Annotated in this window: 15 protein-coding genes; 7 read left to right on the forward strand and 8 right to left on the reverse strand. The window is 32.6% G+C overall.

Annotated elements, in window-relative coordinates:
- Positions 1–1563: 1563 nt before the first annotated feature.
- From rfbA to rfbB, 4 genes are read left to right on the forward strand one after another with little or no spacing between them, the layout of a single operon-like run.
- Positions 1564–2439 carry a glucose-1-phosphate thymidylyltransferase RfbA gene (gene rfbA / locus ACR9ES_RS11740; protein WP_435254337.1) on the forward strand — a complete coding sequence of 292 codons (876 nt, stop codon included), beginning with the start codon at positions 1564–1566 and terminating at the stop codon, positions 2437–2439.
- Positions 2440–2442: 3 nt separating this feature from the next.
- Positions 2443–2994 (forward strand): dTDP-4-dehydrorhamnose 3,5-epimerase, encoded by a 552-nt coding sequence (rfbC, locus tag ACR9ES_RS11745; protein WP_435254338.1) that lies wholly within the window; start codon positions 2443–2445, stop codon positions 2992–2994.
- A gap of 5 nt (positions 2995–2999) precedes the next feature.
- Entirely contained in the window at positions 3000–3869 is an 870-nt protein-coding gene (gene rfbD, locus ACR9ES_RS11750) for a dTDP-4-dehydrorhamnose reductase (protein WP_435254339.1), read from the forward strand.
- A gap of 1 nt (position 3870) precedes the next feature.
- Positions 3871–4917, forward strand: a complete 1047-nt coding sequence (gene rfbB / locus ACR9ES_RS11755; protein ID WP_435254340.1) for a dTDP-glucose 4,6-dehydratase — start codon at positions 3871–3873, stop codon at positions 4915–4917.
- Between the two features lie 1427 nt (positions 4918–6344).
- Here rfbB and ACR9ES_RS11760 read toward each other — a convergent pair.
- The 5 genes from ACR9ES_RS11760 to porV all read right to left on the reverse strand — a co-directional run bounded on the left by ACR9ES_RS11760 (position 6345) and on the right by porV (position 12723).
- A complete protein-coding gene (locus ACR9ES_RS11760) occupies positions 6345–8177 on the reverse strand; it encodes a LysM peptidoglycan-binding domain-containing protein (RefSeq protein WP_435254341.1) in 1833 nt (610 codons plus the stop codon).
- Between the two features lie 33 nt (positions 8178–8210).
- Positions 8211–9746 (reverse strand): glutamine-hydrolyzing GMP synthase, encoded by a 1536-nt coding sequence (gene guaA / locus ACR9ES_RS11765; RefSeq protein WP_435254342.1) that lies wholly within the window; start codon positions 9744–9746, stop codon positions 8211–8213.
- 71 nt (positions 9747–9817) lie between these two features.
- Complete coding sequence (locus tag ACR9ES_RS11770) at positions 9818–10882, reverse strand: 3-oxoacyl-ACP synthase III family protein (RefSeq protein WP_435254343.1); 1065 nt, start codon at positions 10880–10882, stop codon at positions 9818–9820.
- 174 nt (positions 10883–11056) lie between these two features.
- Positions 11057–11539 (reverse strand): cytidine deaminase, encoded by a 483-nt coding sequence (cdd, locus tag ACR9ES_RS11775; RefSeq protein ID WP_299006461.1) that lies wholly within the window; start codon positions 11537–11539, stop codon positions 11057–11059.
- An 80-nt stretch (positions 11540–11619) separates the two neighbouring features.
- Positions 11620–12723: a type IX secretion system outer membrane channel protein PorV gene (gene porV, locus ACR9ES_RS11780; protein WP_435254344.1), complete on the reverse strand. Its 1104-nt coding sequence runs from the start codon at positions 12721–12723 to the stop codon at positions 11620–11622.
- Between the two features lie 355 nt (positions 12724–13078).
- On the opposite strand from porV, the gene gldJ reads away from it, so the two are divergent.
- Both gldJ and ACR9ES_RS11790 read left to right on the forward strand, forming a co-directional pair.
- Positions 13079–14782, forward strand: coding sequence for a gliding motility lipoprotein GldJ (gene gldJ / locus ACR9ES_RS11785; protein ID WP_435254345.1), 1704 nt, complete (start codon positions 13079–13081; stop codon positions 14780–14782).
- A 63-nt stretch (positions 14783–14845) separates the two neighbouring features.
- Positions 14846–16099 carry a UDP-N-acetylmuramoyl-tripeptide--D-alanyl-D-alanine ligase gene (locus tag ACR9ES_RS11790; protein WP_435254346.1) on the forward strand — a complete coding sequence of 418 codons (1254 nt, stop codon included), beginning with the start codon at positions 14846–14848 and terminating at the stop codon, positions 16097–16099.
- Here ACR9ES_RS11790 and ACR9ES_RS11795 read toward each other — a convergent pair.
- Entirely contained in the window at positions 16096–16947 is an 852-nt protein-coding gene (locus ACR9ES_RS11795; protein ID WP_435254347.1) for an N-acetylglucosamine kinase, read from the reverse strand. The genes ACR9ES_RS11790 and ACR9ES_RS11795 overlap by 4 nt on opposite strands.
- 150 nt (positions 16948–17097) lie before the next feature.
- On the opposite strand from ACR9ES_RS11795, the gene ACR9ES_RS11800 reads away from it, so the two are divergent.
- Positions 17098–17853, forward strand: a complete 756-nt coding sequence (locus tag ACR9ES_RS11800) for a tyrosine-protein phosphatase (RefSeq protein WP_435254348.1) — start codon at positions 17098–17100, stop codon at positions 17851–17853.
- 28 nt (positions 17854–17881) lie between these two features.
- Here ACR9ES_RS11800 and ACR9ES_RS11805 read toward each other — a convergent pair whose 3' ends face one another.
- Together ACR9ES_RS11805 and ACR9ES_RS11810 are read right to left on the reverse strand one after the other, a co-directional pair.
- A complete protein-coding gene (locus ACR9ES_RS11805) occupies positions 17882–20257 on the reverse strand; it encodes a GumC family protein (RefSeq protein ID WP_435254349.1) in 2376 nt (791 codons plus the stop codon).
- Between the two features lie 7 nt (positions 20258–20264).
- Positions 20265–21032, reverse strand: a complete 768-nt coding sequence (locus ACR9ES_RS11810; RefSeq protein ID WP_435254350.1) for a polysaccharide biosynthesis/export family protein — start codon at positions 21030–21032, stop codon at positions 20265–20267.
- Positions 21033–21041: the final 9 nt, after the last annotated feature.

Consider the following 21041-nt stretch of genomic DNA (forward strand, 5'->3'; position numbering starts at 1 on the left):
CGAGATTCAGGCGTGAAACGCCGCGAAGTTTTGCGTACGGTTCTGCGCAGCAGAAATTCCTATTGAAAAAGTGTCCTTTTTTGGTTCGTTTTTTGGACAAGCAAAAAATGAATGGGGGAATAAAAATAAAAGACCGTTACCACAAACTGATACTGAACGCAGCACCCTGAGCGTAGTCGAAGGGTAATCAAAAAGAAAGGATATGTCATCCTGTTCCGAAATTTCGGAAGATTTCAGGATCTCATCATATATAACTGTCAAAAACAATTCCGACCTATTTTCATTTTAGTAGAATTCAAGGTTATGAAGTACAAGAGAATCCAAAAAGTTTACGGTCTGGTTTCGAATACGGAATACAACGTAGAATTCAAAAAAAGGAAAATACGTCTAGATTTTTTTGGTTCGTTTTTTCATCGATGGAAAAAATGAACAGTATAAAAGAAAACCACGTCATTTCGACCGCAGGGAGAAATCTTTGTGTTCAGTGTAGTTAAATCTTTAGGTTATGAGTTACTAGTTACTCCTCTTAATAAGATTTCTCACATTCGTTATCACTCAGTTCGAAATGACGTTTTGTTTGTTGTTTCGACCGCAAGGAGAAATTTTTGTGTTCAGTGTAGTTAAATCTTAAAGTTGTAAGAGATTCCATTTGATAAGATTTAGCTGCGCTGAACCTAGCGGTTTCTCACATTCGTTATCACTTAGTTCGAAATGATGTTTAGTTCATTATTTCGATTCAAACGAGAAACCTCTTTTTCAAAGAATAGGAGGCAAAAGCTTCGAGATTCAGGCGTAAAACGCCGCGAAGTTTTGCGTACGGTTCTGCTCGGCAGAAATTCCTATTGAAAAAGTGTCCTTTTTTGATTCGTTTTTTGGACAAGCAAAAAATGAATGAGGGAATAAAAAGAAAAGACCGTTACCACAAACTGATACTGAATGCAGCACCCTGAGCGTAGTCGAAGGGTAATCAAAAAGAAAGGATATGTCATCCTGTTCCGAAATTTCGGAAGATTTCAGGATCTCATCATATATAACTGTCAAAAACAATTCCGACCTATTTTCATTTTAGTAGAATTCAAGGTTATGAAGTACAAGAGAATCCAAAGAGTTTACGGTCTGGATTCGAATACGGAATACAACGTAGAATTAAAAAAAAGGAAAATACGTCTAGATTTTTTTGGTTCGTTTTTTCATCAATGGAAAAAATGAACAGTATAAAAGAAAACCACGTCATTTCGACCGCAGGGAGAAACCTTTAGGTTCAGCGTAGCAAATTTTATATCAAACTAAAGATTTTTAAAATTCTTAACTACTTTGTTTGAATCACTCACTAAAAACTAAAAATTGAGAACTTCAAAACCCTTAATAGTTTATTTTTTCTATACTTTAGCAATATCATTTGTATAAATTAAACCTATTTTTTATTGGTAGTGTTTTAAAAGAACAAGTGTCAGTTTGAGTTATTCCGATAATAAATCGGAATAGTATCGAGAACAGTTGTATAGAAAAAATACTAAGAATTAAGTTGTTTTATAGTAAGTGAATAAATCAAAATTATACTACATGAAAGGCATAATACTAGCAGGTGGATCAGGAACAAGATTATATCCTATTACAAAAGGAGTCTCTAAACAGTTACTTCCAGTATATGATAAGCCTATGATTTATTATCCACTATCAGTATTGATGTTGGCTGGTATTCGAGAAATATTAATTATTTCTACCCCAGATGACATACCAAGTTTTCAAAAATTATTAGGAGATGGTAATGATTTAGGAATAAACTTAAGTTATGCGGAACAACCTTCTCCTGATGGATTGGCACAAGCATTTATCATTGGTGAAGAATTTATAGGAAATGAGGATGTATGCCTCATCTTAGGTGATAATATTTTTTATGGCCACGGTTTGCCTGAAATGTTACAATCTGCAATTGATAATATTAAAAAGGGAAATAAAGCCACCATTTTTGGATACAATGTAAAAGACCCAGAACGTTATGGAGTGGTAGATTTTGATTCAAACGGAAATGCAATTTCGATTGTTGAAAAACCAGAAAATCCGAAATCGAATTATGCGGTGGTTGGACTGTATTTTTATCCAAATGAAGTGATTGAAGTGGCGAAAAAGGTAAAACCATCAAACAGAGGGGAGTTGGAAATCACATCTGTAAATCAACATTATTTAGAAAACCAACAGCTAAAAGTTGAATTAATGGGACGTGGTTTTGCGTGGTTAGATACGGGAACACATGATTCTTTATTAGAAGCTAGTCAGTTTATTGAAACAATAGAGAAACGTCAAGGTTTAAAGGTGGCATGTCTTGAAGAAATAGCTTTATATATGGGATATATAAACAAACAACAAGTTAAAAAACTGGCTGAACCTTTGCAGAAAAATAGTTACGGACAATACTTACTTAATCTAGCAAAAGAATAAAGGATGATTTTTACAAAAACAGCTATTCCTGAAGTTGTCATTATTGAACCAAAAGTGTTTGGTGATCATAGAGGTTATTTTTTTGAATCTTTCAATCAAAAAGAGTTTGAAGAAAATATCGGAAAGATAAATTTTGTACAGGATAACGAATCAAAATCTTCTTTTGGTGTATTGAGAGGATTGCATTTTCAAAAACCACCGTATACTCAAGCAAAGTTAGTGAGGTGTATCAAAGGAAAAGTGTTAGATGTTGCGGTTGATATCAGAAAAAAATCACCTACCTATGGAAAGCATGTAGTTGTAGAATTGTCAGAAGAGAATAAAAGACAATTATTCGTGCCTAGAGGTTTTGCACATGGCTTTGTGGTAGTGTCTGATGAAGCTATTTTTTCTTATAAAGTAGATAATTTGTATGCTCCTGAATGTGATTCAGGAATTATATGGAACGACAGCAAGTTAAATATCGATTGGAATATTAGTGAAAGTGAGGTAAGGTTATCTGAAAAAGACCAAAATTTACCAATGTTAGAAGAGTTAGAAAATCCTTTTATATAACAATAATGAATATTTTAGTTACAGGGGCGAATGGACAGCTTGGTTCAGAAATAAAAGAATTGTCTTTAAGTTATCCTAATTTTAGATTTTTTTTTGAAGACTCAAAAAGCTTAGATATTACAAATGCTGATCTTGTTGCTAATTATATAGGAAAAAACAAGATTGATAGAGTTATCAATTGTGCAGCATATACTAACGTAGATAAAGCTGAAGAGGCTCCTGAAGAGGCTGAAAAGGTAAATGTTTTTGGAGTTGAAAATTTAGTTAACTCAATAAAAAGTAGAGGAGGGAAATTAATTCATATTTCTACCGATTATGTATTTAATGGGGAAAGTTTTTTGCCTTATAAAGAAGAAGACAACGTAGCTCCTTTAGGAGTGTATGGCAATACTAAAAGAAGAGGTGAAGAGATTGTAGAGTCTTCATCTATTGAAGCTATCATAATTAGAACTTCATGGCTATATTCTACCTACGGAAATAATTTTATGAAAACGATGATAAGGTTAGGGGAGGAAAAGGAATCACTAAATGTTGTTTATGATCAAATAGGAACACCAACTTATGCTAGAGATTTAGCGAAAGTTTGTTTACATATTATTTCTTTAAATCGGAAGATAGATAGAGATTCAAAAATATATCATTTTTCAAATGAAGGTGTTACTTCGTGGTATGATTTTGCAAAAGCAATTATAGAGTTTGGTAATTTACCATGTGCAATTAATCCAATTGAATCAAAGGAATATAAAACATTGGCAAAACGACCTCATTATTCAGTGTTGAATAAACAGAAAATTAAAAATGATTTTACTATAGAAGTTCCTTACTGGAGAGATTCTTTAAAAGAATGCATATTGAATATAAAACAAGGGGAATAATATGAAAAATATAGTAGTAACAGGAGGTGCAGGTTTTATAGGTTCCCATGTGGTACGTTTGTTTGTAAACAACTATCCTAATTATAATATTATTAATTTAGATCTTCTTACCTATGCTGGAAACCTTGAGAATTTAAAAGATATTGAAGGTAAACCAAATTATACGTTTATCAAGGCTGATATTTGTGATTATGATACTGTGGCCGATATTTTTTCAAAATACAAGATAGATGGAGTAATTCACTTAGCTGCTGAATCACATGTAGATCGTTCGATAAAAGATCCTTTCTCTTTTGCAAGAACCAATGTAATGGGAACCTTGAGCTTATTACAGGCAGCTAAAAACTATTGGGAAGGCAATTTTAAAGATAAATTATTTTATCATGTGTCTACTGATGAGGTTTACGGTTCTTTAGGTGATGAAGGTTTCTTTTTAGAAACCACTGCGTATGATCCACATTCTCCTTATTCAGCTTCAAAGGCTTCGTCAGATCATTTTGTAAGAGCTTTTCATGATACATTCGGTTTGCCAGTTGTAATTTCAAACTGTTCAAATAATTATGGTTCGTATCAATTTCCAGAAAAGTTAATTCCGTTGTTTATTAATAATATTTGTAACAACAAAGCATTACCTGTGTATGGTAAAGGAGATAATGTAAGAGACTGGTTGTTTGTAAACGATCATGCTAGAGCAATTGATGTAATTTTTCATAAAGGAAAATTAGGTGATACTTACAATATTGGAGGATTCAACGAATGGAAGAATATAGATTTAATAAAGGTGTTGATAAAAACCGTAGATAAGTTTTTAGGGAGAGAAGAAGGAGCCTCTGAGAAGCTAATAACATATGTAACAGATAGAGCAGGACATGATTATCGTTACGCTATAGATTCTTCAAAATTGAAGAATGAGTTGGGTTGGGAGCCCTCTTTACAATTTGAAGAAGGAATAGAAAAAACTGTAAAATGGTATTTAGAAAATGAAGACTGGGTGCAACATGTTACTAGCGGAGAGTATCAAAAGTACTACCAACAAATGTATGAGTAGTAACTAAGCTATTGTAAAAAAAAACATTTTTTGTCAAATTGAGCCTGTCGAAGGATAATCAAAAAAAAGGATAGGTCATGCTGTTCCGAAATTTCGGAAGATTTCAGGATCTCATCATATAGAACCGTCAAAAACAACCCCGACCTATTTTCATTTTAGTAGAATTCAAGGTTATGGAGTACAAGAGAATCCAAAGAGTTTACGGTCTGGATTCGAATACGGAATACAACGTAGAATTCAAAAAAAGGAAACTAAGTCTAGATTTTTTTGGTTCGTTTTTTCATCAATGGAAAAAATGAACAGCATAAAAGAATGTCACATCGAGTGATTTTCCGGACTATAAGGAGGAATCCCGACGCCTCGGGAGTATCGAGATGTCTTCATTATTTGAGTCATTGTGCGATGCTGAAATCTTCCGAAATTTCGGAACAGCATGACGTATCAATTTAGACATTAAGAACAAAAACTTCTCTTTTTCAAAGAATACTACTCAAAAACTTCAAGATTCAAAGAATTACCCGACCTACCGAAGATTTATCGTAAAATTTGAAGTGAAGTTCTTGTAAAATTTTAGGCTGTTTGAGCCTAAACGAAATTTTATTCAAAGTACTATTTTTTAAAGGCGAGTTCCTAAAATTTAGAGAACGAGCAAAAAATTTAGATAAAGGTTCGTAAGTCTAGATTTTTTTGGTTCGTTTTTTCATCAATGGAAAAAATGAACAGCATAAAATAAGTACGTCATTGCGAACCCGACATATCAAAAAGTAGAATTTAATAATAAAAAATCTCTTTTTCATAAGAATAGGATGCAAAAGCTTCGAGATTCAGGCGAGAAACGCCGCGAAGTTTTGCGTACGGTTCTGCGTAGCAGAAATTCCTATTGAAAAAGTATCCTTTTTTGATTCGTTTTTTGGACAAGCAAAAAAGAATGGGGAGTAAGAAGAAAAGATCCTTACGACAAACAGACACTGAAGGCTGTACCCTGAGCGTAGTCAAAAGGTAATCAAAAAAAAGGATACGTCATTTCTACCGTAGGGGGAAATCTTTAGGTTCAACGTAGCTAAATCTTAAAGTTGTGAGTTACTCCTTTTAATAAGATTTCTCATATTCGTTACCACTCATATTAGAAATGACATTTTGTTTGTTATTTCGATTGAAAGAAGAAATCTCTTTTTCATAAGAATAGGATGCAAAAGCTTCGAGATTCAGGCGTGAAACGCCGCGAAGTTTTGCGTACGGTTCTGCGCAGCAGAAATTCCTATTGAAAAAGTGTCCTTTTTTGATTCGTTTTTTGGACAAGCAAAAAATGAATGGAATAAAAATCGTGATTGCGAACCCAATACTTGGGGAGAGGCAATCTGTTAATAATATAAATAAAAAGCCGAAACTAACTTAGTTTCGGCTTTTTATTTACTGTATTTTTTAGTTTATCTCAACCTGCTTAAGCTAAGATCTTTATTGTATTTCACAACAAATAAACCATTATTACTACTGCTTCCAAATACTTTTTTACGATAGTCGAATTTATTTTCTACACGTAATGAAGCTCCCTTTTTAAAGGTAGTGTCAAGATCTTCACCAGAAGCTAAACGCATTAATATATCGTAAGTAATATCAAATCCTTTAATAGCATAATCAGAAGGAATCGTATTGTTAGCTTGTAAATATTTTTCGGTAAAAGTTTTAGTTTCTAAGGCGTCTTCATCAGTATAAGTATCAGAAACATAGGTAAAGTTAATGTTTGCTAGTTTATTGTTGTCAATTCTGTAATAAGCGCTTCCTTTATCTGAAGAAAATACTTGAACATTCATTTCATCAGGTAAGCCAATCATACTATTTAAAGCGTCAGCAACTACAACATTATCTTCAGAAGCAATGATTACCCAATTATGTCTTTTTGAAGACATTTTTTTTGTAAAACGTTCTCTTTTGATATATCCTTTTTCAGGCTTTAAAATATGAATGTTGTTGATGCTGTCATGTTGTTTTAATTCAGAAACAATTTTTGAAACCAAACGATTAGATTCGCTTTTATCATCACCAACAACAAAAATTTCTTGATCTTTATAACTGTCCTTTAAATAAGAAATTAAATAGTCTGCATATCTAGTTTTTTCAGGAGCTGTTTTTACTAATTTAGAAGAAGAAAATTTTTCTTGGTTATTAGAATAGTGAGGAAAAATAACAGGAACATTTACTCCTTTTGCAACAACTTCAGCTTTGTCTGAATAGAAAGGACCTATAACAACATCGGTATTTTCTAATTTATTTTCGTTTAAGATAACATCGATGTTTTTTCCTCTATTACCAGTATCAAAAACATTTACATGTACGTTTACTCCTTGTTTTTTGATAGAATCAATAGCAATTTCTGCACCCATATAAAAATCAGTTACCATGTTAGCTAATTGATTTTTTTCAAAAATATCTTTGCTTGATTTTTCTACATACTCATCAGCTCTAAAAGGTAGTAAAATAGCTAAATTGATAGATGTGTCTTCTTCTATAGAATCTTTGTAAAAAGTATAATTTTCAGCTTCGTTTACTTCTTCAATAGGTTTTATTTTTAATAACTGACCTATTGATAGCTTGTTATCTGCTAAATCAGGATATTCGGGGTTTAAACGTAAAATATCTTCTTTTGAAACGTTGTAAAAACGAGTTAAACTATACATGGTTTCTTTGCTTTTAACTGTGTGGGTTAAAAACTTTTCTAAAACCTCTTCCTTGTCAATAGTAATTGTTTTTTTTATTTCTTTAACTTTTAGTACTTGACCGATACTCAAATTATTACTTTCAATATTGGTGTATTCAGGGTTGTACTTAATTAAATCATCTTTAGTAATTCCGTATTGTTTGGTAATTCGGTATACGGTTTCTCCTTTTTGAACTTCATGAGTTTCATACTCTACAATGGTTTGCTGAAAAACAGTGTCGTCTTCTTTTGTTTCAGGAGTAATTTCTTCGTTAGTAGTGTCAGAAGTTACCGTTTCGTTTTCTTTTTCTGAAGAAGGAGTAGATGTAGAAGTACTGTTTTTAAGTTTAGGATTAGGAATCACAATAACCGTATTGGCTTCAGGACGTCTGCTAACATCAGGATTTAAACGTAGTAAATCTTTTGTTTTCATATCCAAACGATCGGCAATATCACGCATGGTTTCACCTTCTTGAACTTTATACGATACATAACGTTTTTGCTGTCCGCAAGAAACGGTGAAAGTTAAAATACAAACTAATAGTAAAAACTGTAATTTCTTCATCTACTCTTTTTTTATTTTTAATCTAATTGAGGGTTATTCCCATTCAATTGTTGCTGGTGGTTTAGAACTGATGTCATACACAACTCTATTCACACCTTTTACATTATTTATTATTTTATTTGACGTTTTTTGTAAAAACTCATAAGGTAAATTTACCCAATCAGCCGTCATACCGTCGGTACTTTCAACTGCTCTTAAAGCAACTACCTTTTCGTAAGTTCTTTCATCACCCATAACTCCAACAGAGTTTACTGGTAATAAAATAGCACCTGCTTGCCATACTTTATCGTACAGTCCGCTTTCTTTTAATCCGTTGATGAACACAGCATCTACTTCTTGCAAAATACGAACTTTCTCAGCGGTAATATCACCTAAGATTCTGATAGCTAAACCAGGACCTGGGAAAGGGTGACGACCTAGTAATTCTTTATCAATTCCCATAGAAGCACCTACACGACGTACTTCATCTTTAAAAATCATACGTAAAGGTTCTACTACTTTCAATTTCATGAAATCTGGTAAACCACCTACGTTATGGTGACTTTTAATAGTTGCTGAAGGACCACCATTTACAGAAACTGATTCAATTACATCCGGATAAATAGTTCCTTGTGCTAACCACTTTGCATCTTCTATTTGGTGTGCTTCATCATCAAAAACATCGATAAAAACTTTACCAATGGCTTTACGCTTCGCTTCAGGATCACTTAATCCAGCTAATTCGCCCAAAAAGCGTTCCGAAGCATCTACACCTTTAACGTTTAATCCCATACCTTCGTATTGCTTTAATACATCGGTAAATTCATTTTTACGTAACAATCCGTTGTTTACGAAAATACAATGTAAATTGCTTCCGATAGCTTTGTGTAATAGAACAGCAGCTACGGTAGAGTCTACACCACCAGATAACCCTAAAACAACTTTATCATCACCAATCTTAGCTTTTAACTCAGCAACGGTTTCGTCAACAAACGAATCTGGTGTCCAAGTTTGAGCAACTCCAGCTATAGTAACTAAAAAGTTTTGTAATAATTGTTTACCGTCAGTAGAATGATATACTTCTGGATGAAATTGTATTGCATAGGTAGTTTCACCTTCAATCTTATAAGCTGCATTTTCAACATCGTGCGTGCTTGCTAATAAGATCCCTCCAGTAGGTAATTCTTTGATAGTGTCTGAATGACTCATCCAAACTTGACTTCCTTGAGAAATTCCTTTAAAAAACTCTTCATCTTCTTTAATGAAAGATAAATTGGCTCTACCATACTCACGAGTGTTGGAAGGAGCTACCAATCCACCAGAAAAATGCGCTAAGTATTGCGCTCCGTAGCATACTGCTAATAAAGGTTTTTTACCTCTAATTTCAGATAAATCTGGATGTGGAGCTTCTTCTGAACGAACCGATGATGGACTTCCAGAAAGGATTACTGCTTTAAAATCGTTTAAATTTTGTGGTATTTTGTTGTAAGGGTGAATTTCACAATAGATGTTTAATTCTCTTACACGGCGCGCAATTAACTGCGTGTATTGCGATCCGAAATCTAATATAAGTACGTTGTGTTGTTGCATGCGCAAAAATAGTACTTACATTTTAGATTTGCGAGAATATTTAGCAAGAAATTCTTCCTGTTTAAGAAACTTTAATACTTGTAAACAATTGCGTTAATATTCATACCTGCTCCGACAGAGGCAAGAATGATGACATCTCCTTTTTTTACTTCTTGGTTTTCAATATTTCCTTTTAGCACTAAATCAAGTAGGGTAGGTACGGTTGCTACGGAACTATTACCTAATTTATGAATGCTCATAGGCATAACTCCTTCAGGAATTGGTTTTTTATACAGACGATAAAAACGTTTGATGATGGCTTCATCCATTTTTTCGTTTGCCTGATGAATAAAAACTTTTTTAACATCATCAATTGAAACGCCACTTTTATCTAAAGCAGTTTGCATGGCTTTAGGTACATTGGTTAAGGCAAATTCGTAAATTTTTCGTCCGTGCATTTTAATATAACGAACGTCTTTGTCTTTGCTTTTATCATTTGAGTTTCCAAAGAATAAATAATAAGCTTCATCTTTAGTAAAGGTTTGTGAAGCGTGACTTAAAATCCCGCTGTCGTTTTTGTCAGTAGCCTCTACAATACAAGCACCTGCACCATCGCTATAAATCATAGAATCACGGTCATTGATGTCAACGACTCTCGATAAAGTTTCTCCACCAATTACTAAACACTTTTTAGCGATACCAGCTTTGATAAAAGCTTGTGCTTGTATAACTCCCTCAACCCAACCAGGACATCCAAATAAAATATCGTAAGCTACACAATTTGGATTTTCAATTTGGAGTAAATACTTTACACGAGTGGCTAAGCTTGGAAGAATATCACTTTGAATAGCATCCTTTTTTACATCACCAAAATTATGTGCAAAAACGATATAATCTAACTCCTCTGGATTAATATTAGCATCTTCAATAGCTTTTTTTGCTGCAAAATAACCTAAATCGGAAGCTTTATATTCTTCTTTTGCATAACGACGCTCTTCAATACCGGTAATGGATTTGAATTTTTCAATAATTATAGGGTTAGGATTATCAAAAGAGGTTCCATCTGCATTTAAAAATACATGATTGTTAAAGTTAGTATTTTCCTTTTTGATAGATGGAATGAATGAACCTGTTCCTGTAATTACTGATAATTTCATTGAAATAAATGATTTTTTAGGGTTGAGTAATTACAAATAAAGCATTTTTATTGACGATAACCTTTTTATTTATAGTCAATTTTAAAGATTTGTTAGATTCTTAAAAAAATAGGATTAAATTATTTTTTTAGAAATTAGGAATCATCTTTTTTATGATTTTGATGTTTAAGTACTTTATAAATAAGAACTATCAAAAGAAAATGGTAATAATGAAAGCAAAGATTCTGTTTTTACAATTTGCCCAACTTCTCCCATAAATAGTATTTGAATCGGTTGTTTTTGATTGATTTCATATTCTGATAACGTTTGGCGGCAAGCACCACAAGGGCCAACAGGTTTGTTGACTATAGAGTTTTCAGAAGCAGCAGTAATGGCTATCTTTTTTACCTTCATGTTTGGATACTCAGAACCTGCTTTCCAAATAGCAACACGTTCGGCACACATACCTGAAGGATACGCTGCACTTTCTTGATTGTTTCCTAAAATGATTTCTCCATTATCAAGAAGTAAAGCAGCTCCTACATTAAATTTTGAGTAAGGAGCATAGGCTTTTTGTCTAGCTTCAACTGCTTTTTCTAATAAGAAAGTATCTTCGGCTGACAGTTGAGAGATATCATCAAACAACGTAGCGGAGGTGGTTACATTAATTTTCTTCATAGTGAATAAATTAGTCAAAAAAAGCAGTCGTGTAGACTGCTTTTGTATTCTGATACGAATTTATAAAAAAAATACGAGTTTTAGTAAATTTCATAAAGTTCTCCTAAATCAAAAGAAAGAGAAAAACGTAAGGTGTTTTCTAACGGGTTGTTTACCTCTGCTGTATTGATTAAGTAGGATAAGTCAATGTTAAAATCTTTGGTAGCAAAACCTGCCCCCAAGGTAAAGTACTGGCGTTGCCCTTTTTTTGGGCTCTCATGGAAGTATCCTGTTCTTAAAGCAAAAGAATTATTGTACAAATATTCAGCACCAATAGCCCAAGTAGTTTCTTGTAGTTCTTCTTTAAAGCTTCTATCTCCTAAAGAAGTAAATATTCCTTCAAACCACCCTCTATCTGAATTAGGGTTAGAAGGTACCAATAGTTTTGTGAATTCTAAATTCAATCCTAAGATGTTTAAATCATCAAAAATAAAATCGAATCCACCTCCAATTTTAGCATTGGTTGGTATAAAGTTATCAGGCCCACTGTTACTGTAATTTACTTTAGGCCCAATATTAGCAATGTTAAAACCTAAGCGGTAACGACCGTTAAAGCTTCCGTAGTTGGCTTCTTTTGATTGATAATACCCAGAAACATCTACAGCAAATGAGTTAACAGCGTTTAAATTAGAATCAGTACTTCTAATTTTATAATTAGAATGTATATATTTAAGACCGATACCCATAGAGAAGGTTTCACTTAGTTTTAACGAATAAATTCCTGTAATGGCTAATTCATTAGGGTTTTCTGCGCCGTTAGAAATACCTCCTAAGTCATATAATGCTACTTCTCCTAAAGAAAAATATTTTAAGTCTATTCCCCAAGCAGATTTTTCACTATACCTACTAACATAGGAACCTCCACCTACAAAAATATCATCGGTAAGGTTTCTAAGCCAAGGAGTGTAATTAACACCAACACTAATTTTATTTTGATTAAAAGCAGTTTTTGCAGGGTTGTGAAAAATAGCGAAAGCATCAGAAGATGTTGCAACACCAATATCTCCCATACCACCAGCTCTAGCATCGGGTGTAATCAATAAAAAAGGCATTGCCGTTGTATTTATTGACGTTTCATTTTGGGCCTGTACTTTGTTTTGAAGGGTAAAGCACACAAAAAATAATACGATCGATAATTTTTTCATGTAAAATTTGATTAATTGTTTAGCAAATATATAATTTTAATTGAAGGATTATCGGGGCTGTAATAGGAAACTTACGTATTTCTAATTACTTTAATTCTGTAGTACATTAACGACAAGATAAAGAATATATTATATAAGGTGTTTTAATTTGTCTTTTTTTTAGAATGTGAGAAATAATGAAGTTAAACAACCTTTATTTTAATCTTTTTCTTAGATTCGTAATACTAAAGTTTTAAATACATCGTTTGTAATCTTGCAAGGCTAAGGTTGCGAAAAGAGAATTTGTGACTAAATTAGTTGTAAGAAATTAGAAATATTGTAAATTGCGACACCCTTAAAAAACAGTTTAAAATACATGAAAAGTACGTTAAAATTATTTAGTTTATTAGCGATCACCGGCTTGCTGATTACTTCTTGTAAGAGTAATGGAGGTAGCGGTTCAAGTAAGTCCTCTCTAACTGGTTGGAACTTTAACGATCCTAGTTATGGTGGTTATTTAAAAGGGAAGTACAAAGAAGGTAAAAATGTTCCCCCAGGAATGGTTCATATTGAAGGTGGTACCTTTACTATGGGACTAGTACAAGACGACGTAATGTTTGATTGGAATACAACACCTCAAAAAATGCACGTACGTTCTTTTTATATGGATGAAGTAGAGGTAACCAATGCAGAATATGGTTTGTTTATGCAATATACCAAAGATGTATTTCCTCCAGAAGATCCTCAATTCAAAGATATTTATCCTTCAATCTTACCAGATACTTTAGTTTGGAGAAAAGGTTTAGGAAACACAAACTTATTATCTGAAAGTTATTTACGTCACCCATCGTATGCAGAATATCCTGTGGTTGGGGTTAGCTGGATTCAAGCTAATAAATACTGTAAGTGGCGTACCAATGCATTGAACTTGAAAATTTTAATGGATAAAGGGGTGATTAAAAACATCTTTAAAGACGATTCATTAAGCTTCAAAGGACAAAATAATTTCGATACGGATACCTATTTAACTGATCCGTATGCAATTTTCGATGGTGATTCTACTATCTATAAAAAAGGTATTCCTGTACCAAGAGTTAAAGGAGAACCAAAACCAGCGAAGGGATCGTTTACAGGAAGACAAGTGACTTCTTCTGATGGTATTTTAGCTCAGAAATTCAGACTTCCTACTGAAGTTGAATGGGAATATGCTGCAAAAGCTATTTTTGAAAACCGTGAGTATAACAACATTAGAGGTAGAAAAAAATATGCTTGGAGTGGAAAATATACACGTGATAGAGATAAGCGTAGAAGAGGAGATCAGTTAGCGAACTTTAAGCAAGGAAAAGGAGACTATAGTGGTATTGCTGGATGGAGTAGTGATGGTTCTGATATTCCTAACGCAGTAAGAAGTTATCCTCCAAACGCATTTGGTTTATACGATATGTCTGGTAACGTTGCTGAATGGGTAGAAGATGTATACAGACCAATTATCGATTCAGAAGCAAATGACTTCAACTACTTTAGAGGAAATATCTTTACAAAGAAATTAATCAACGAAGAAGGTAAAGTTGTAATCGTTGGTGATGGAGAGGTAGAGTACGATACCTTAGAGAATGGAAGAATCGTTCCTAAAGACTTACCAGGAAGTGTGAAGTATATTCCAATTACTAAGGAAGATACTTACATGAGAAGAAACTATAACTTAGCTAATAACTCTAGCTTAGGAGATGGAGATCAAGCTTCTTCTAAGTTCTACGGATTAGACAAAGATCAGTTGGATCGTTCTTCTAGAATGTACAACTCTCCTCAAAAACCAGAAGCTGAAGTAGATTCTTTAGGAAATGCTATCGAAAATTACAAATATGACGATAAGAGAAGAACTACATTAATTAGTGATAAGTCTAGAGTGTATAAAGGAGGTTCTTGGGCTGATAGAGAATATTGGTTAGATCCTGCTCAAAGAAGATATTTCCCAGAATATATGGCAACTAACTACATCGGGTTTAGATGTGCTACTGACAAAATGGGACCAATGGTGTTAAACAAAAGAAAGACGGCAACACCAGATAAAGTAAGATAAGTACAGTTTTAATTATAGAAAAAACCTCATTGAATCTCAATGAGGTTTTTTTATTTTTACAAGATGAAGATAGAAGACTTATACCAGTTATATAGCATTCATGGGTTGGTTGATACTGATACCAGAAATATTAGACAAAACACAATGTTCTTTGCCTTGAAAGGAGAGAATTTCAATGGAAATAAATTTGCTGAAGAAGCATTAGCAAACGGAGCGAGTTATGCTGTAATTGATGAAGCAGCATATAATACTTCTGAAAAGACTATTCTGGTAGATGATGTTTTAGAAACACTTCAAAAATTGGCGAATTACCATCGTAATCAATTAGGGTTACCTATTATTGCGTTGACAGGAAGTAACGGTAAAACAACAAGCAAAGAACTAATCAATGCGGTACTTTCAAAAAAGTATAAAACGACTGCTACAGTAGGAAATTTGAACAATCATATTGGTGTTCCATTAACTTTATTGTCAATGAATAGTGATACTGAAATTGGTATTGTAGAAATGGGAGCAAATCATCACAAAGAAATCGCTTTTCTATCAGAAATCGCAGCACCAGATTACGGATATATAACTAATTTTGGAAGCGCACATTTAGAAGGTTTTGGTTCGCTTGAAGGGGTGGTAAAAGCAAAATCTGAATTGTATGATTATCTTAGAAAACATAACAAAAAAGTAATCGTCAATCCTAATGATGCTAAACAGATGGAGCGTACCAAAGGTATGGATAGTGTATGGTTTAGCGACGATATTAAGTATTTAGAGGCAGATCCGTTAGTTCGATTTTCGTATCAAAATAAAACAATAGCAAGTAATTTAATAGGAGCATATAATTTTGCGAATATTTTAGCAGCCATTACGATAGGTAACTATTTTGAGGTTAACTCAGAACAGATTAAGCAAGCAATTGAAAACTATATTCCGTCAAATAACAGGTCACAAGTTATTAAGACAGAGAGTAACACCATAATTTTAGATGCGTATAATGCGAATCCAACTAGTATGAAAGCTGCTTTAGAGAGTTTTAAAGCACTAAAAGCTACCCATAAAACAATTATCATAGGTGATATGTTTGAATTAGGAACATATAGTTCAACAGAGCATCAAAATATTGTTAACATAGCAAAAGAACTTAATTTCAACAACGTATTCTTAGTAGGAGAAAACTTTTACAAAACTACTACTGACTTCAAAAAGTTTAAAACTTTTTCAGAGTTAGCAGAGTATTTGAAATTAAACCCTATAAATAAGAGCACAGTCTTAGTAAAAGGATCAAGAGGAATGGCTCTTGAAAGAGTAGTTGAGTTTTGTTAAAAGGTGTTGTTTCTATGAAATTCTACTAAGTTATCAATAGGACGTTGGATAACATCAGTAATAACTAGCTTATTTTTTGTAGCCACTTTTTCTAAGATGTCTCTAAAATAGTAGGCAACAGAACCAATAAAATAAATTGGGGTTTTTGAGTCTTTTTCAAAAGGAAGTATTCTGTAGTAAAAAAAGTCTTGAAACCCTTTTTTTATCATTCTCCTGATGTATTTTTCTTCTTTGTATTCAAACATAAATCGAGCAAAAGAAGCCAAATACATATTAGCGTTTGGTTTTCTGTACAAGTTCATTTTTACAACATCTGTATCTAGTTCAAAAGAAGTTTCAAATGCAGTTGCTATTTTTTTAGGCATTTTTTTGTAGTAATAATCACGAAGGAGTTGCTTTCCGAAGTAATTACCACTAGCTTCATCCATTAGTGTATAACCAAGCGAAGGAGCAGTAGTAATCATTTCTTTACCATCAAAATAACAACTATTAGAACCTGTTCCTAAAATACAAACTATACCAGGATTGTTTCCAGAACTAGAGTAAACCGCAGCGAGTGTATCTTCAGAAACAAAAACGGTAGCTTTCTTAAAAACTGATTTTAAAACTTGTTGTAAATTTTCCGCAGCTTTGGGGCTACCACAACCGGCTCCATAGAAATGAATTTGCTGCACTTCGTTTTGTATTGAAAGCAATTCTTCTGTACTGTTAATCGTACGGAGCATTTCTTCTTTTGTTAATACAGAAGGGTTTAAGCCTAAAGAAGTAGTTCTAAAAACTTCTTTTTTATCGTTGTTAAGCGCAATCCAATCGGCTTTTGTAGAGCCGCCATCAGCAATTAAAATCATATTATTCGTCTGTTACAGCCCAAAGATATAGCATCATAATGAGATGACAGCAATTAATTTTATCTTGAACTAAAAAAGGAATGGGTTTTGATACTACATGATATACATTATTCGTTTATTTTTGTAGTTAAATAGATATTTCGCCTTATTATGTTTTTTTTCAAGAAAAAGGAACTTCCATTACATGAAGTTTTCCCAGATGGTTTTGTAGATATTCACTCACATTTGTTGCCTGGAATAGATGATGGAGCTAAAGATTTAGAGAATTCAATTTCGTTAATTTCTAAGATGTATTCTTACGGAATTAAAAACTTTATAACAACGCCTCACGTTTTGGGAGATGTATATCCGAATTCTTCTGAAACGATAAAGAATAAGCTAGAAGAGGTGAGAATTGAGTTGAAAAAGCAAGGATTTAGTGATGTAAATATAAATGCTGCTGCTGAATATATGATGGATGAACGTTTTGTAGAACGATTAAAAGCAGATGATATTTTAACATTAAAAGATAATTATATATTAGTTGAAATGTCTTACTTCAATGCTCCGTATAACTTATATGACATCTTGTTCGAAATTCAGTTAAAAGGGTATAAACCTGTTTTAGCACATCCAGAACGCTATAATTTTTATCATGGCGATTTTCAGAACTTTTATAAATTAAAAAAAGCTGGTTGTGTTTTTCAATTGAATTTATTGTCGTTGACAGAACAATATGGAAAAGGCGTACAAAAAACAGCTCAGAAGTTATTAAGCGAGAATATGTATGATTTTGTAGGGACAGATACGCATCATCATAATCATTTAAAGCTTTTACAAAAAATAGGGAATGTGAAAACAAAAAATCAAATAGAACATTTATTAAATAATAATAAAAAATTTATACAAAAAAAGGAAGCTATTTAAGCTTCCTTTTTTATTTAGTCATCGGAAATTAACTAAATATTTTTTTATACCAAGGTTTATTGTCTTCTTCGTTTGTACCGTAACCGTAGCCATAACCATATCCGTAACCATATCCATAACCACGTTTTAAGTCTGTGTCATTTAAAATGATTGCTAGGTTAGGTAATTTTTTGTCTTTATATAAGGTTTGCGGAACAATTAACATTCGTTTGTCTAAATAATTAGCTCTAGCTACATACATAACAAGATCTGAGTACTTAGCAATTAATAAAGTGTCTGTAACCAGGCTAACAGGCGCAGTATCTATAATTACATAATCGTAATCTGCTTCTAACTCAGCGAATAAACGTTCTACCTTTTCAGTCATTAGCAGTTCAGCTGGGTTAGGAGGAATAGCTCCTGAAGAGATAATATCTAAGTTAGGGATTTCATCAATAGTAAACTTTAATGAATCTATCGTAATACTATCATCTGTAATATAATTTGTAACACCTTTTCTATTTGGAAGTTCAAGGTACTCTGTAATTTTAGGAGCTCTTAAGTCTAATCCAGCAAGTACAACTTTTTTTCCAGACAAAGATAGAGAAGCAGCCAAGTTTATAGAAGTAAACGATTTACCTTCTCCACTAGTGGTAGAGGTTACAAAAATTACTTTGCCTTTATTTTCATCTTTGCTAGAAAGCATAAAATCAAGGTTCGTTCTTATTAATCTGAAAGCTTCAGCAGTACCAGAACGGGCACTAGAGTTGATGACGATCTTTTCTTTTGTTTCAGAATGTGGAATATCCCCTAAGAAAGGTATTGAGGTTAAATCTGCAATATCTTTTCTTGTATGAACTTTTGTATCTAATAAATCCCTTAAGTAAATAATAATGAAAGGAATAATTAAGCCCAGTAATAATGCGGCTAAATAAATAATTTTTTTCTTAGGACTCACAGGAATGTCAGAACCGTAAGCTTTATCAATAATTTTAGCATTAGGAACCGCAGTAGCAGTTAAAGAAATAGCTGTTTCTTCTTTTTTCTTTAATAAGTAAGAATACAAACCTGCAATAATTTCTTGTTGTCTAGCGATATCTAAAAACTCTCTTTCTTTTGTAGGGATAGAAGAAATTTTAGTATCAAATCGGTTAGCTTCACGCTGCAAGCTACCTACTTTTATCTGTAAAGATTTAACAGTATTTTCAAGACTTCTTTTTAAAGAACTTCTTAAACTAGCTAGATTTTCTTGAACATTTATAAGTACAGTGTTTTTTGATCCAGCACTTTTCTCTAAACGTTTTAGTTGAGCCATTAACTGGTTGTACTCATTTATAGAACTTCCAATGTTTGAGTCTGATAAACCTAAGTTGGCAGGTAAATAATCATTATTATCTAGCTCTTTGTTTAAAGATTTTGCTAGGCTTAATTCTGTAGAAGCTTCAATTAATTTTTTGCGATTCTCTGTGTTGGTTTGCAACGCTAATTGAGCTTCAGACTCGATATCAGTTATGTTATTTTTATCCTTAAAAGTCTTAACATTATCATCAAGTCTTCCTAGTTCAGAAGCTACATTACTTAGACGTTCAGAAATAAAACTATTTGTTTTTTCTGAAACTTCTTTTTTATCATTAATAGCATCTAAATTATACTGTCTTACTAATTCATCTAAGATGTCTTCTGCCTTTTCTTTTATAGAAGATTGTAAGGATAATTTTAAAACACTAGACTTTTTACCAATAGGTGCAATGTTAATTGCTTGTTGGTAACCATCAATCACTTTATTTATAGAACGTACAACTATTTTTACATCATTACCAGTTTTTTCGTCTTTAAATACTGAAGATTTTTCAATTTTAAAACTTCCTAAAGTAGTGCTTTCTATAGTTTTACTGAATTCATTTTCAGAAATAATATAACCATTTATATCTTTCAAACGGAACCTGTCTGCTGATAAAACTTCAACATTAAAAGTAGTATCAACTTCGTGTAAAGCTGTAGATGAAGAATCAATTTGAGTGAAAATAATAGGGCTATTTTTATAAACTTCAGATTCTTTAATTCTACCCTCAGTTAGGTAACTAATGTTTAAATTTAAAGTTTGAATAACATCATTGATAAGTTTACGAGATTTTATAATTTCAATTTCGTTATCAATATTTTTACTAGAACCACCCACAATTCCTAAATCTTCGAAAGCGGCAAGTTCTTCTGAAATACCACCTTGTTTATCATTTTTTATTAAAATGGTAGTAGAAGCGCTGTATTTAGGAGTACTATATCGTAAAAATAAAAAAGCACCTATTAGTGTTAATAATACACCTAAAACGAACCATTTCCAATGAATTAAGTATTTTTCTAATTCAGCTCTAATATTAATTGTATCGTTTTCTTCTAGCTGTGGAGAATATTGTTCGTTGCTCATAGCAATATTATCTTGTAAGGATTGAAATTAATGAAATGATTACTGAGCCTAAAGAAATAAAAAGACCTGTGTTTTTATTATAGGCTGCGTCTTGAGATGAAGATCTGTTAGGTTCTACATAAACCACATCATTTTGTTGTAAATAATAAGCAGGAGAGTTGAAAACCTCGTTAGAGCGTAAATCTAATTTATAACTCTTTATTTCGTTGTTTTCTTCTCTTTTAACTTCAATAGTTCTAATCCCCGACATGTTTAAATCACCTGCTAAACCAACAGCTTCCAGTACAGAAATTCGCTCGTTTGGTATGGTAAATCTCCCTGGCATTTTAACATCACCTAATACGGTAATTGAAAAGTTAGTGATTTTAATATTTATGGTAGGATTTTTAACGTAATCAGGTGATAATTTGTTTTTTAATAATTCGATAGCTTCTGTTCTAGATAATCCAGCTAATTTCAATCTTCCTAGTACAGGGAAGTCTATGAATCCTTCATTGTCAATGAGGTAGGTTTGTTGTTGTGGTCTTCCAGTGGGACTGTCAGTAGAAAGAGAATAACTAACAGTTTGTAAGTTAAAGGGTTTTACAGCCTCAGAGTTCAGAGCAGAAACAGTGATTTGAAGTAAATCGTCAGCTTTGAAAACAGTTTTATACGTTGTGTTTGTTTTCGATTGATCAACTTGATCTTTTTGAAAATAAACTATCTCTTTTCTTGAAGCACAAGAAGTTATAGTTACTACAATAATAGCTAAAACAATTTTTTTAATTCTTTGCATTGATTAAAA

It is taken from the genome of Tenacibaculum sp. A30, from assembly GCF_051200845.1.
Taxonomy (GTDB): domain Bacteria; phylum Bacteroidota; class Bacteroidia; order Flavobacteriales; family Flavobacteriaceae; genus Polaribacter.

What these genes read in the sequence shown, in the direction of transcription:
- rfbA (WP_435254337.1), top strand. Translation starts at nt 1,564, where the DNA reads ATGAAAGGCATAATACTAGCAGGTGGATCAGGAACAAGATTATATCCT.
- rfbC (WP_435254338.1), top strand. Translation starts at nt 2,443, where the DNA reads ATGATTTTTACAAAAACAGCTATTCCTGAAGTTGTCATTATTGAACCA.
- rfbD (WP_435254339.1), top strand. Translation starts at nt 3,000, where the DNA reads ATGAATATTTTAGTTACAGGGGCGAATGGACAGCTTGGTTCAGAAATA.
- rfbB (WP_435254340.1), top strand. Translation starts at nt 3,871, where the DNA reads ATGAAAAATATAGTAGTAACAGGAGGTGCAGGTTTTATAGGTTCCCAT.
- ACR9ES_RS11760 (WP_435254341.1), bottom strand. Translation starts at nt 8,177, where the DNA reads ATGAAGAAATTACAGTTTTTACTATTAGTTTGTATTTTAACTTTCACC.
- guaA (WP_435254342.1), bottom strand. Translation starts at nt 9,746, where the DNA reads ATGCAACAACACAACGTACTTATATTAGATTTCGGATCGCAATACACG.
- ACR9ES_RS11770 (WP_435254343.1), bottom strand. Translation starts at nt 10,882, where the DNA reads ATGAAATTATCAGTAATTACAGGAACAGGTTCATTCATTCCATCTATC.
- cdd (WP_299006461.1), bottom strand. Translation starts at nt 11,539, where the DNA reads ATGAAGAAAATTAATGTAACCACCTCCGCTACGTTGTTTGATGATATC.
- porV (WP_435254344.1), bottom strand. Translation starts at nt 12,723, where the DNA reads ATGAAAAAATTATCGATCGTATTATTTTTTGTGTGCTTTACCCTTCAA.
- gldJ (WP_435254345.1), top strand. Translation starts at nt 13,079, where the DNA reads ATGAAAAGTACGTTAAAATTATTTAGTTTATTAGCGATCACCGGCTTG.
- ACR9ES_RS11790 (WP_435254346.1), top strand. Translation starts at nt 14,846, where the DNA reads ATGAAGATAGAAGACTTATACCAGTTATATAGCATTCATGGGTTGGTT.
- ACR9ES_RS11795 (WP_435254347.1), bottom strand. Translation starts at nt 16,947, where the DNA reads ATGATTTTAATTGCTGATGGCGGCTCTACAAAAGCCGATTGGATTGCG.
- ACR9ES_RS11800 (WP_435254348.1), top strand. Translation starts at nt 17,098, where the DNA reads ATGTTTTTTTTCAAGAAAAAGGAACTTCCATTACATGAAGTTTTCCCA.
- ACR9ES_RS11805 (WP_435254349.1), bottom strand. Translation starts at nt 20,257, where the DNA reads ATGAGCAACGAACAATATTCTCCACAGCTAGAAGAAAACGATACAATT.
- ACR9ES_RS11810 (WP_435254350.1), bottom strand. Translation starts at nt 21,032, where the DNA reads ATGCAAAGAATTAAAAAAATTGTTTTAGCTATTATTGTAGTAACTATA.